The 12,510-nt window shown below is 62.7% G+C and carries 10 protein-coding genes; 4 read left to right on the plus strand and 6 right to left on the minus strand.

What is annotated here, in order from left to right:
• Window positions 1–578 precede the first annotated feature (578 nt).
• Window positions 579–1,961, minus strand: a complete 1,383-nt coding sequence (locus R1T44_RS16550) for an L-serine ammonia-lyase (protein ID WP_043334655.1) — start codon at window positions 1,959–1,961, stop codon at window positions 579–581.
• 264 nt (window positions 1,962–2,225) lie between these two features.
• Here R1T44_RS16550 and R1T44_RS16555 point away from each other — a divergent pair, with 264 nt between their 5' ends.
• The 3 genes from R1T44_RS16555 (at window position 2,226) to R1T44_RS16565 (ending at window position 4,887) form a co-directional block, all read left to right on the plus strand.
• Window positions 2,226–3,236, plus strand: coding sequence for a LysR substrate-binding domain-containing protein (locus tag R1T44_RS16555; protein WP_284726929.1), 1,011 nt, complete (start codon window positions 2,226–2,228; stop codon window positions 3,234–3,236).
• Between the two features lie 153 nt (window positions 3,237–3,389).
• Window positions 3,390–4,124: a hypothetical protein gene (locus R1T44_RS16560; protein ID WP_107335965.1), complete on the plus strand. Its 735-nt coding sequence runs from the start codon at window positions 3,390–3,392 to the stop codon at window positions 4,122–4,124.
• A gap of 436 nt (window positions 4,125–4,560) precedes the next feature.
• The gene (locus tag R1T44_RS16565; protein ID WP_317292305.1) at window positions 4,561–4,887 is read left to right on the plus strand and encodes a S24/S26 family peptidase; all 327 of its coding nucleotides are present in this window, start codon (window positions 4,561–4,563) and stop codon (window positions 4,885–4,887) included.
• A 210-nt stretch (window positions 4,888–5,097) separates the two neighbouring features.
• Here the strand turns inward: R1T44_RS16565 and rpoD are convergent, their stop codons facing one another.
• From rpoD to rpsU, 3 genes are all read right to left on the minus strand, one after another.
• Window positions 5,098–6,936: an RNA polymerase sigma factor RpoD gene (gene rpoD, locus R1T44_RS16570; RefSeq protein WP_043334650.1), complete on the minus strand. Its 1,839-nt coding sequence runs from the start codon at window positions 6,934–6,936 to the stop codon at window positions 5,098–5,100.
• Window positions 6,937–7,262: 326 nt separating this feature from the next.
• Window positions 7,263–9,359, minus strand: a complete 2,097-nt coding sequence (dnaG, locus tag R1T44_RS16575) for a DNA primase (RefSeq protein WP_284726928.1) — start codon at window positions 9,357–9,359, stop codon at window positions 7,263–7,265.
• 228 nt (window positions 9,360–9,587) lie between these two features.
• Window positions 9,588–9,803 carry a 30S ribosomal protein S21 gene (rpsU, locus tag R1T44_RS16580; RefSeq protein WP_024951433.1) on the minus strand — a complete coding sequence of 72 codons (216 nt, stop codon included), beginning with the start codon at window positions 9,801–9,803 and terminating at the stop codon, window positions 9,588–9,590.
• Between the two features lie 425 nt (window positions 9,804–10,228).
• Between rpsU and tsaD the strand changes: the two genes are divergently transcribed.
• Window positions 10,229–11,269, plus strand: coding sequence for a tRNA (adenosine(37)-N6)-threonylcarbamoyltransferase complex transferase subunit TsaD (gene tsaD, locus R1T44_RS16585; RefSeq protein WP_043334645.1), 1,041 nt, complete (start codon window positions 10,229–10,231; stop codon window positions 11,267–11,269).
• 192 nt (window positions 11,270–11,461) lie between these two features.
• Here the strand turns inward: tsaD and folK are convergent, their stop codons facing one another.
• Together folK and folB are read right to left on the minus strand one after the other, a co-directional pair.
• Window positions 11,462–12,001, minus strand: a complete 540-nt coding sequence (gene folK / locus R1T44_RS16590) for a 2-amino-4-hydroxy-6-hydroxymethyldihydropteridine diphosphokinase (RefSeq protein WP_284726927.1) — start codon at window positions 11,999–12,001, stop codon at window positions 11,462–11,464.
• Window positions 11,998–12,375: a dihydroneopterin aldolase gene (folB, locus tag R1T44_RS16595; RefSeq protein WP_284726926.1), complete on the minus strand. Its 378-nt coding sequence runs from the start codon at window positions 12,373–12,375 to the stop codon at window positions 11,998–12,000. The genes folK and folB overlap by 4 nt, the downstream gene beginning before the upstream one ends.
• Window positions 12,376–12,510 lie beyond the last annotated feature (135 nt).

Here is a 12,510-nt window from a genome sequence, read left to right on the forward strand (position 1 = left end):
CCCGCAACATCGCGACTCGTCATCGAACGCAGCATCAACAGGCGCTATTCACTGGCGCCATCAACAGACGCCACTGATAGGTCCTCGATACGCATCATCGTTGCGCTCCATCGTTGCGACCGGCGCAACTGACGTTAACGTAAACTAGAATAGCGAGAGGCGCGCTGCCAGCGGCAAGCGCGCTCACTCGACCAATAGCCGATATATCAGCGACTTCTTTACAACGCAGCCCTCCCGAGACATCTCGAGGCTGACAGATTCCCCCGCCAACCCGAGCCGAACCGTCGAGATGAGCGCTATTTCCGCCATAAAAAAGACGCCTGTCCGTCGCGGAATACCGCGCCGAAGAGGCGTCAACGAGGGTTGCCGAGATCATGACCTCTGGCCGGAGGTCATGTACCTGACAAGAGACAACGGGTTTGGCCGGAGGCGGCAGGCCTCCGGCGGAAAGTCATGGCAGTTCGACTCAGGCTCACATCACACAGGTTCACATAGCGCGGGTTAAATTCACGCAGACTCAATTCAGTCAGACTCAATCCAGTCCAGGTCAGGGAGCCTGCCAGTGGCTAGCGGTCGTATCAGCATTCGATGGCGTTGACCGCGAGACCGCCCTTGGAGGTCTCCTTGTACTTGTCCTGCATGTCGCGGCCGGTGTCACGCATGGTGCGGATCGCCTTGTCCAGCGAGACGAAATGATCGCCATCGCCACACATCGCCATCTGGGCGGCATTGATCGCCTTGACCGAGGCAATCGCATTGCGCTCGATGCAGGGAATCTGCACCAGGCCGCCGATCGGGTCACAGGTCAGCCCCAGGTTGTGTTCGAGACCGATCTCCGCCGCGTTCTCGACCTGTTCCGGCGTCGCGCCCATCAGCTCGGCAAGCCCGGCGGCCGCCATGGCGCAGGCGGAGCCCACCTCGCCCTGACAACCGACTTCCGCGCCGGAGATGGAGGCGTTCTTCTTGCACAGGATGCCCACCGAGGCTGCCGTGAGCAGGAAATCGACCACGTCCTCCTCGCGAGCATCTTCCTGGAATTTCATGTAATAGCTGAGCACCGCCGGGATGATGCCGGCCGCGCCATTGGTCGGCGCCGTCACCATGCGACCGCCGGCCGCGTTCTCTTCATTGACCGCCAGCGCGAACAGGTTGACCCAGTCCATCGCCGAGAAGGTCGAGGTGATGATCGACTTGCTGGATTCCACATCCAGCAGACGCGCATGCAGACGCTTGGCACGGCGCTTGACGTTGAGACCGCCGGGCAGCACGCCTTCGTGCGTCAGGCCGTTGTCGATGCACTCGTTCATCACTTCCCAGATGCGCCATAGCCCACGCCGCACCTGGGTCTCACTGCGCAGCGCACATTCGTTGGCCATCATCAGCTCGCTGATGCGCATCTTGTGCATGCGACACAGCGCCAGCAGCTCATTGGCGGTGTTGAATTCATACGGCAGACGCAGGCTTTCGTCTTCCAGCAGCGGGTCACGCGCGGCCTCGACTTCGTCGACCACGAAACCGCCGCCCACCGAGTAATAGACATTGCGATACAGCTCATCGCGATGGCCGTAGGCGATCAGACGCATGGCATTGGGGTGATACGGCAGCGGCGCATCGTGCCACTGCATGTCACGTACCCACACGAAGGGCACCGCGATGCGGTTGTCGAGCAGCAGTGTCTGGGACTCCAGCAGCTCTTCGATGCAGGGGTCGATGATCGCAGGGTCGATCGTTTCCGGCAGCTCGCCCATCAGGCCAAGGATGGTCGCCTTGTCGGTGCCGTGGCCTACGCCGGTGGCAGACAGCGAACCATGCAACTGCACCTCGATGCGCGCCACGCGCTCCAGCTGGTCACGCGAGCGCAGGGTCTCGACGAACTGCGCGGCAGCACGCATCGGGCCGACGGTGTGCGAGCTGGAGGGGCCGACACCGACCTTGAAGAGATCAAATACACTGATGGACATGACAACACCTCATCTCGGAAACTCGCCGCGCCTGAGCGCCTGCCAGTGGATGAGGCAATGATGATGGATGGGGGCGGGACGCGACAAACCATAAAAATTGGTCGTGGGTTTAGCCTGACTAAACCCTATGCATCAAAAACGGCGTAAACTATGCTCTTCGCGCCACCTTGTGCCCTGATGCCTTTAGCTATCACCGCCATCTGCATCTGGCCATCGCGGCTTCTCCCTCACTATCTGCCTCCAGCGCTTGCATGAGACCCGCCCATGACGTCTTCCCTCGACAACACGCCTGGTACTGGCCCCGCCGTGCCGCCGACGGCGACCGGCACGCCCGCCACCACACCGAGCCTGCGCCACCTGAATGGTCAGACCCATGCCTGGCTGCAGGTCTTCGCCTGCGCCGCGCGTCATGGCTCCTTCACGCGTGCGGCGGAAGAACTGCACGTCACCACGGGCGCGGTGAGTCAGCAGATCAAGCAGCTGGAGGAGCGGCTGGGCTTCAAGCTGTTTCTGCGTCGTTCACGCGGACTCGAGCTGACAGGGGAAGGCGCGCGACTGGCGCGCGTGGTGGAGCAGTCCTATAGCGCGGTGGGGCTGGAGGTCAAACGGCTGCGCAGCGGCTTGATGAGCGGTGTGCTCAGGTTGCGTTCGGTGCCGTCATTTCTCTCCAAATGGCTGGCGCCCCGGCTGCCGCGCCTGCAGGCACGCTTTCCGGATATCGAGCTGCACGTGCGCGCAGAGGACAGTGACTCTCCGCTGCGCGAGGGTGATTTCGAGCTGGCGGTCGACCTCAACGACGGCCACTACCCGGGCATGCAGGTCACCGACCTGATGGAAGAGGAGATCTTCCCCGTCTGCCATCCCGGCCTGATGCGCGGCCGCCCGCCGCTGCGCAGCGCAGAGGACCTCGCCTGGTATCCGCTGCTGCACGACATCACCGCCTGGCGCGGCAGCCACGATCACGCCGAGTGGGAATTCTTTCTGGCCAGCATCGGCGCGCCCGAGATCAACGTTCAGCGTGGCTATACCTTCAACCGCAACCACCTGTCGATGGAGGCTGCCATCGCCGGCATGGGAGTCGCGATGGCAAGGCGCACGCTGATCACCGACGAGCTGTCGCGCGGCACGCTGATCGCGCCCTTCGCGCAACGGGTACTGACCGGCAAGCGCTACGTCATCGTCCATCCCCACGGCACCCTGGATGATGGCCGCATCCAGGCCGTGCATGACTGGATCGTCGAGGAAGCCGAGCGGGATCGGTTACGTCAGAGCTGACGAACATTTCCGCTCGGCGCAACATCGATGCTGAAATGGAATCTCACAGTTTTCTTACCAGAATATTAACTGAGCACCTTTGCATCGTTATAATGAGCAGGCAAACAACACCCTCACCCTGACAGGCAGTCCATGGACTGTCCGGAGAGTCCCTTGTCTCGCCTGACTTCGCATACCCAGCACCATAACGCTGTCCCGCTCCCCATCAGCGCCGAACAGCCGCTGTATGGGCGCAAGCCCACTTCGCTCTTCATGCAAGCCTGCCTGCGCCTGGCCATCTATGCGCCACTGGTGGCCGCGATGATGTCGCTGGTCATGCATGATGCCCACCACTTCGGTGATGTCGGCTTCAGCGAAGCCAGCTGGACAGAACACATGCAGAGCACTCTGCTGGCCTTGAGCGCAGCCACCATGTGGCTGGTGCATTCACGCCTGCCGGACCTGCGCACCATCAGCCTGCTGCTGTTCGGCCTGTTCGCGGCGTCCCTGATCCGTGAACAGGACGCCCTGCTCGACGGCATGATCGGCGATGGCAGCTGGCAGTTCCTGGTCAGCGTGGTCGCGATCCCGGTCATCATCGGCGTATGGCGCAACCGCAGCCGCTTCATTGCCGAGTTCGAGCACTTCGGACGCAGCTTCGCGTTCGGCCTGTTCGGCGCCGGCTTCCTGGCGACCTACGTCTTCTCACGCCTCTACGGTCGCTCGGAATTCTGGGAAACCCTGATGGGGGACTCCTACCTGCGTTCGGTCAAGAATGCCGCCGAGGAAGTCACCGAACTGTTCGGCTACACCCTGATGGCCATCGCCGTGATCGAGATCGTGTTGCTGGCGATCCGCATGGGCCGCCAGCGCCGCGCCCTGCTGCGTGAGCTCAACGCCAACGACTGAGCCCGGCAGCAAGGCTCTCTTGTCGAGCTGCGCGCATGACCTGTCGCATGGCCGTCACTTCGCCCTGCCCCATGAAGTAACGCGAAGTGACATGACATGAAGCACAGCACGAAGCGCAAGAGATAGACAGACCCGTGACTCTCCCAAAAGCCGCTGCTCACCTGAGCCGCGGTTTTTTTCGTTTCTACTCTCAACAGTCTTTGTTCAACTGTCTCTGCTCAACTGTCTCTGCTCGACAGTCTTCTCTCGACAGGCTGCGCTAGACAGCCGTCTCTCGATAGCCATTGCGCGAGGCACTGACGGAAAACGGCTGGACATCAAATGAGAATGATTATATTTTACTAAGCAGTGGATACAATTCAACTATCGCCACTGCCACAGGAAAGCACCGACAGGATCTTGACCGTGTCATGCCCTCATTCTCAAGGAGCCTCACATGCGCTGGTTCAGTAGCTACCGCTTGCACGGTCATAGTCTTGCCCCCCGTCTCCCGCAGCACAGCCTCATCATCAGCATGCGCTGGCCCAGTCGCTGGCGACTGACGCCCGGCGCCACCGTCGTGGTGGAACATCCCAGGCTCGGCCAGCTGGTCAAGCGCCTGCATCGCATCGACGACAACGGCCGCCTGTGGCTACGCGGCGAGCACCCCGACGGCTTGAGCAGCGAGCAGATGGGGCCGGTCTCCCGTCAGTGCATCAAGGGCCGTGTCGTCTTCAGCGTGGCGGCAACGCCTTCGTCTTACCAGCTGCGCCACGGCGCCTGATAGCCCCACAGGGCACATCACGCAGACCTTTAACGACGCAGTTCGAAGGTGGCAAGGTCCGTAAAGAAAAGCCTGAAGGCGACACATCCCGTAGAGAAAGACCCGTAACGTAAAGCCCACAAACGACAACGCCCGCCCCCATTCGCATGGGGGCGGGCGTTGTCTTGTCAGCGGGGCCAGCAGTCGAGGTGTGGCCCCGAGCGCTTCAGATCACTCTTCCATGAAGGAACGCAGTGACTCGGAGCGTGACGGGTGACGCAGCTTGCGCAGCGCCTTCGCTTCGATCTGACGGATACGCTCACGGGTGACATCGAACTGCTTGCCGACTTCCTCGAGGGTATGGTCGGTGTTCATGTCGATACCGAAGCGCATGCGCAGCACCTTGGCTTCACGTGCGGTCAGGCCGGACAGGATACCGCGGGTCGCTTCGATCAGACCTTCGCCGGTGGCGGAGTCGATCGGCGAGACCATGGTGCCGTCCTCGATGAAGTCACCCAGGTGCGAATCATCATCGTCACCGATCGGCGTCTCCATGGAGATGGGCTCCTTGGCGATCTTGAGCACGCGACGCACCTTGTCTTCCGGCATCTCGAGACGTTCGCCCAGCTCTTCCGGCGTCGGCTCGCGACCCATTTCCTGCAGCATCTGACGCGAGACACGGTTCAGCTTGTTGATGGTCTCGATCATGTGCACCGGAATACGGATGGTGCGCGCCTGGTCCGCGATGGAGCGAGTGATCGCCTGACGGATCCACCAGGTGGCGTAGGTCGAGAACTTGTAACCACGACGGTACTCGAACTTGTCCACGGCCTTCATCAGACCGATGTTGCCTTCCTGGATGAGATCCAGGAACTGCAGACCACGGTTGGTGTACTTCTTGGCGATGGAGATGACCAGACGCAGGTTGGCCTCGACCATTTCCTTCTTGGCACGACGCGCCTTGGCTTCACCGATCGACAGGCGACGGTTCACTTCCTTCAGCTCGCTGACCGGCAGCTGGACCATGTCCTGCTCGAAGGCGATCTTGCGCTGGGCACGCAGCACGTCGGCACGGAACGGCTCGAGCTTGTCGGCGTACTTCTTGCTGCCACCGATGAAGCTGTCGAACCAGTCCATGTCGGACTCGTGGCCCGGGAAGGCCTTGATGAAGCTCTTGCGAGGCACCTTGCCGCGCTTGACGAAGATCTGCAGGATGACCTTTTCCTGCTCGCGCACCTGCTCGACGGACACGCGAACCTGGCCGACCAGACGCTCGAAGTGCTTGGGCACCAGCTTGATCGGCGAGAACAGCTCGGCAAGACGGTCCTGTTCGGCTTTCGCCTCGGCAGAGCCGGAACCGTACTTCTCGATGGCGGCCTTGGTCGCCTCGTTCTGCTCACGGATCTGCTCGAAGCGGACGCGGGCCAGCTCGGGGTCCGGGCCACCTTCAGAGGCGGAATCGTCGTCTTCGTCTTCGTCGCCTTCGGACTCTTCGCCCTCGGGAATCTCTTCGACTTCCTCGACTTCGACTTCGGCGACACCCGGCACGCCTTCGTCAGGGTCGATGAAACCGGAGAAGAGATCGGACAGACGTCCGCCGTCTTCGCCCAGAGTGCCGTCGTAGGCTTCCAGGATGGAGTCGACTGCCCCCGGCAAGAATGCCAGCGACGACATCACCTCACGCGTACCCTCCTCGATCCGCTTGGCGATCTTGATTTCGCCTTCGCGGGTCAGGAGTTCCACGGTGCCCATCTCACGCATGTACATGCGGACGGGGTCGGTGGTGCGTCCCACATCGCTTTCCACCGCGGCGAGGGCGGCAACGGCCTCTTCGGCGGCAGACTCGTCAGTGGAGGAATCAGACATCATCAAGGTATCGGCATCGGGCGCTTCTTCCGCGACCTTGATGCCCATATCGTTGATCATGCTGATGATGTCTTCCACCTGTTCGGGATCAGCGATATCCTCGGGCAGGTGATCGTTGACCTCGGCATAGGTCAGGTAACCCTGTTCCTTGCCGCGCGCGATCAACTCCTTGAGACGCGACTGCTGCTGCGCATTACCAGCCATAGAACCCCTATCTCGACGAAGAAGAATGAAGCACCTGGACGCGACGCGGCTCAGCGAGTGAGCATGGCGCCGGTATAGGGACGAAGAGAGCATCAAGCGCACCAGTATAGCGTGCCATCAGGAGATGCTGCCAGCGGCGTATTTGCCGGACCATCCAGGTGTGTTAGCGTTATCGGTTACGTTGCGGCAGTCCGCATCGGGAGCTACCTCATTAAATAGTGGGCATGAGTGCGTCTTTCAAGGCCATGGGGCGTATTTTCCTGCGCCATCGCCTCAGCTCTCACGGCATTTCCACCATTGTCGGCCTTCCTGGCACCGAGACTGCGTCAGCGCCGTGTTGCCAGCTCCATCAGCAGGGCCATCAGCCGCTGCTTCTCTTCTGCCGACAACTTCTCGCCACGCTTTTCCTTGGCCAGCAAGGCCTGATATTCCGCTTCCGGCGTGGTGCGCGCCTGCTGATGCTGGCAATGCTCCACCAGCCCCTTCAGCTCTTCGCTGCGCACGTCACGCGGAATCAGCAATTCGCGGGCCGCCAGCTGCTCAAGCCTCGGTCCCTGTGCGGTACCGAGGAAGTGCGCCAACAGCACCTGTGGCGAACGATACTGCCCCGCCTTCAAGAGACGCACCACATCGTTCAACAGCTGCGCATCCTCGCTGTCGGCCGGCTCGCCCGCTCCTTCGATCCACTCATTGGAGTCAGGCAGCTCGGCGACCAGCTGCGGCTCGTGCACCAGAAGATGCAACAGACGCGTCAGCATGCTGACCGAGGTGCGCTTCTGAGACCTGGCCGGCGTCGCACGCGCGGCTTGAGCGCCCTGGCCCGCAGGCATCTCGCCATGCGACTGCCAGTCATCCGGCTGCCAGCCATCGGGCTCGCTGTCGCCGAAGCCGGCATCTGCCATCGCCTCCAGCGACGACCACTCGTCCTGCGCGTCACTCAGCGTCGCACCGTCCTGAGGACTGGCAGCGGACGCTGAGCGCGGTGCCGAGCGTGTCGCGCCGGGCTGACGTTGTTGCGGTTGCGAACGCTGCTGTTGCTGAGGGTGCTGACGTAGCTGCTGGTGCTGACGCAGCCGTGCCTGCTGGGCTTCACGCGCCGCGGCGCGCTCCACCAGCATGGCATCCAGCCGCTCACGCTCCAGACCACTGCGCCGCTCCAGTTCCTTGAGCAGCAGCGAGCGCAGCACCCCTTCGGGCACGCGCGAGATCCACTCCAGCGCCTGGGTCACGAACCGCTCGAGCTGCTCCATGCGCTTGAGGTCGCGTCCTTCCGCGGCCTGCTCGAACAGGAACTCGGAGAGCCCGGAGGCGCAGGTGACACGCTTCTCGAATGCCTCCTGACCCTCGCTGCGCACCAGGGAATCCGGGTCCTCGCCTTCCGGCAGGAACAGGAAGCGCGCCTGACGCCCATCGATCATGACCTCGAGCACGGTCTCCAGCGCGCGGCGCGCCGCCTGCCGACCGGCCTTGTCGCCGTCGAAGCAGAACACCACCTCATCGACCAGGCGATAGAGGCGCTTGAGGTGCTCCTCACTGGTCGCGGTACCCAGGGTCGCGCAGGCATTGCGAATGCCGTACTGCGCCAATGCCACCACGTCCATGTAGCCTTCGACGATCAGCATGCGTTCCAGCTTGCGATTCGCCTCACGGGCTTCAAACAGACCGTAGAGCTCGCGTCCCTTGTGGAAGACGGGAGTCTCGGGAGAATTCAGGTATTTGGGCTTGGCGTCGCCCATCACGCGACCGCCGAAGGCGATGGTACGGCCTTTCCAGTCACGGATCGGGAACATCACGCGATCGCGGAAGCGGTCATAGCGGCGACCGCTTTCCTCGTGATGGATCAGCAGACCGTATTCGATCTGCACATCCTCGCTGACACCCAGCTTGCTCAGGTGATGCTTGAGGTGCTCCCAGCCTTCCGGCGCGAAGCCGATGCCGAAGTCGCGCATGACCTCACGCGACAGACCACGGCCTTCCAGATACTCACGTGCCGGCTGCGCGGCCGGTTCCGTCAGGCGCTGACGATAGAAGTCCGCGGCCGCCTCGAGCAGATTGACGCCCTCTTCGCGGGCCTGCTCGCGACGCTGGCGCTCACGGCGCTCGTGCGGACTCTGGTTGCCGCCTTCGCGCGGCACTTCAAGCGCCAGCCGCGAGGCCAGCTGCTCCACGGCCTCGGGGAACGGCAGGCGATCGAACTCCATCAGGAACTTGAGGGCACTGCCGCTCGCCCCGCACCCGAAGCAGTGATAGAACTGCTTGTCCGGGATGACGTTGAACGAGGGAGAGTTTTCCTGATGGAACGGGCAGAGGCCGACATAGCTCTTGCCGGCCTTCTTCAGCTGGACGCGCTCACCCACCACCTCGACCACGTCGGTGCGGGCCAGCAGATCGTCAATGAAGCCTTGGGGGATAAGACCAGCCATGATTCGCCAGAAGTCGTGGAAAAACGGACTGACCGCAAGATAGTGACGGCTCAGCAAAGTGAGCGACTACCTTCGGGTCAGGCCATTCCTCGATTTAGCGACATGCGCCAGGCAACGGCACACGGCTCGAGAACAAACGGACCACTAGAGACAAAAACAAGCGGCCACCGTGAGGCAGCCGCTTGGTGTCCTTCCAGAGAGCAGAGTATCACTCCCCAAAAGTACGGATCAGTAGAGACGCTCGAAACGCTTGCGCTCACGCTGAACCTTCTTGGCGTGGCGCTTTACAGCGGCCGCCTGCTGACGCTTGCGAACAGCTGTCGGCTTCTCGTAGTGCTCACGACGACGCACTTCGGAAAGAACACCGGCTTTTTCGCAGGAGCGCTTGAAACGGCGCAGGGCGACGTCGAACGGCTCGTTGTCACGTACTTTAACTGAAGGCATTAAACACTCACCTACCTTGAGATCATGAGTTCGGTTTGAACGCACATCCGGTGCAGCCACTCCTCAGGAGCCACCAGCCAGCGACGGTAAACCGCCACCTGCAGGTCGATCCAGCATCAATCAGTCGCCTGCGACACCACCGGTGAGGGTAGCCGTCGCTGGCTGGAATCATGATTCGGGGAGCTTTTGCGGGGTGGTCGGATGCACGACCCAGTCTTGCAGAGTGCCATATTCTAGACACCCGCCCCCGGCTTTGCAAACGCGGAAACCGGAAATCCTCTCTGCCTCAACGCCAGCTGGCGCGACACCCGTGCTCACAGCCAGTAGAATGTCGCGCATTCACGGCACACACGCCTCTCGGGCTCGCTCAGGCAGCCTCGCTGGCCGTGCCGCCCTCTACTTCTGATATTTCCTGAGAGTCAGCCATGCGTGTGCTCGGCATCGAGACTTCCTGCGACGAGACCGGCGTCGCCATCTACGACACGGACCAGGGCCTGCTTGCAGATGCCCTCTACAGCCAGATCGCCATGCACGCCGAATTCGGCGGCGTGGTGCCGGAACTTGCGTCGCGTGATCACACTCGCAAGCTGCTGCCGCTGATCCAGCAGGTAATGGATGAGGCGCAGCTGAAGGCCGCTGACATCGATGCCATCACCTATACCGCAGGCCCGGGCCTGGTCGGCGCGCTGATGGTCGGCGCGTCCACCGCGCATGGGCTCGCCAAGGCATGGGGAGTGCCGGTGCTCGGCGTCCACCACATGGAAGGCCACCTGCTGGCGCCGATGCTGGAAGACGACGCGCCCGAATTCCCCTTCGTGGCGCTGCTGGTCTCCGGCGGACACACCCAGCTGGTCGCGGTGCGCGGACTGGGCGAATACGAGCTGCTCGGCGAGTCCGTGGATGACGCCGCCGGCGAAGCCTTCGACAAGGCCGCCAAGATGCTGGAACTGCCTTACCCCGGTGGCCCGCAGGTCGCGAAGCTGGCCGAACAGGGCGACCCCAGGCGCTATCGCTTCCCGCGCCCGATGACGGACCGCCCGGGGCTCGACTTCAGTTTCTCCGGCCTCAAGACCCACACCATGGTCACGCTCAAGAAGGCCAAGGCCGCGGATGACCTGGACGAGCAGCACTGCGCCGATATCGCACGCGCCTTCGAGGAAGCCGTGGTCGACACCCTGGTCATCAAGTGTCGTCGCGCACTGGACCAGACCGGTCTCAAGCGCCTGGTCGTCGCCGGTGGCGTGAGTGCCAACACCCGCCTGCGTGAGCGCCTGAGCCATGAGCTGACCAAGCGCAATGCCCGCGCCTACTACCCGCGCGGCCGCTTCTGCACCGACAACGGCGCGATGATCGCCTACGTGGGCGCGCAGCGCCTGAATGCCGGCGAGCAGGACACCGGCCCGATGAAGGCCGTGCCGCGCTGGCCGCTGGACAGCCTGGCGGCCCCGAGCACAGCGCAGGACTGAGCCCTGCCAGACGCCCGCGCCCTGTCAGACGACAGCGCCCTGCCAGACGCCAGTACCCTACCAGACAACAACGCCCTGCCGATGAGAATCGGCAGGGCGTTGTTGCTGAGGGGTCGGTCACACTCACCGCCGGACACTGACACCGGCAACGTGGCGCCTGATGGCGTCAGACCGAGACATCAGAGAGCAGCGTCAGACCGTGACATCGGCGCGCGAGATCATGCGGCAGCGCCAACTGAAGTCCACCGGCCACAACGGCTGCTGTTCGGCGCGCCCGGCGGCCACGAACGCCTTCCAAAGCGAAGCGTAATCCTCGCCGGTGACGGGGTGGCGCTCTTCGCCGAACGACTCGGCCAGCGGCAGCAGCACGAAGGCATTGCGATCGACCTCATCGCGCGGCAGCATCACGCCATCGATCTCCCCGGTCAGGGTACCGACGGTCAGCAGGTCCAGATCCAGGGTACGCGGGCTGAACTTGGCGCTGTTCTTGAGGCGACCATTGGCCAGCTCGAGCTGCTTGCACCAGGCCTGCAATTCGCCGACGCTCCAGTCACTCTCGAAACCTGCGACCAGATTGAGGAAGTTGCGCCCGTCGACGAAGCCCACCGGCTCGCTCTCGTAGACGGAGGACAGCGTCAGGTTGCCGAAGGTCGCCTCCAGCGCATCCAGGCAGACCCGCACATGATGCTCGCGCTCGATATTGCTACCGATGGAGATCAGTACCAGACTCATGCCGGCGCATCCGAGACGGTCTCGAGGCTACCGCGCACGATGCGCACGCCAACGGCGGCGGCTTCCGGCACGGCGCCCGGCTTGCGCACCGTCATGGTCAGCCAGGGAATGCCGAACTCTTCACGCAGCAGCGCTGCCAGGCGCTCGGCGAAGGTTTCCACCAGCTCGAAGTGGCTTTCTTCGGCGAAGGTCTGGATGCGCGCGCTGATGGCGGCGTAGTCCAGGGTGTGCGTCAGGTCATCGTCGGCAGCTGCGGCACGAATATCCGTGGCCATTTCCAGATCCATCACCAGACGCTGGCGAATGGTACGCTCCCAGTCATAGACCCCAATCACGGTTTCCACGACCAGAGCCTCGATCAGCACACGATCCACGGCGTTACCTCTATGCTTGTCGAATGAACGAATAAAACGACGCCCAAGGCCCCGCCATCATGCGACTGATTCTACTGCACCCGGCCCCTGCTTGGCCAAGCTGCCTGCCCCTCTCTGCCTGCCTGTGTGCGACAC

The sequence above is a fragment of the Cobetia amphilecti genome, from assembly GCF_032923285.1.
Classification (GTDB): Bacteria; Pseudomonadota; Gammaproteobacteria; order Pseudomonadales; family Halomonadaceae; genus Cobetia; species Cobetia amphilecti.

Excerpts from the sequence above, each read along its gene's own strand:
- rpsU (WP_024951433.1), bottom strand. The coding sequence starts at position 9,803 with ATGCCTTCAGTTAAAGTACGTGACAACGAGCCGTTCGACGTCGCCCTG.
- rpoD (WP_043334650.1), bottom strand. The coding sequence starts at position 6,936 with ATGGCTGGTAATGCGCAGCAGCAGTCGCGTCTCAAGGAGTTGATCGCG.
- R1T44_RS16550 (WP_043334655.1), bottom strand. The coding sequence starts at position 1,961 with ATGTCCATCAGTGTATTTGATCTCTTCAAGGTCGGTGTCGGCCCCTCC.
- R1T44_RS16555 (WP_284726929.1), top strand. The coding sequence starts at position 2,226 with ATGACGTCTTCCCTCGACAACACGCCTGGTACTGGCCCCGCCGTGCCG.
- R1T44_RS16565 (WP_317292305.1), top strand. The coding sequence starts at position 4,561 with ATGCGCTGGTTCAGTAGCTACCGCTTGCACGGTCATAGTCTTGCCCCC.
- dnaG (WP_284726928.1), bottom strand. The coding sequence starts at position 9,359 with ATGGCTGGTCTTATCCCCCAAGGCTTCATTGACGATCTGCTGGCCCGC.
- folK (WP_284726927.1), bottom strand. The coding sequence starts at position 12,001 with ATGAGTCTGGTACTGATCTCCATCGGTAGCAATATCGAGCGCGAGCAT.
- tsaD (WP_043334645.1), top strand. The coding sequence starts at position 10,229 with ATGCGTGTGCTCGGCATCGAGACTTCCTGCGACGAGACCGGCGTCGCC.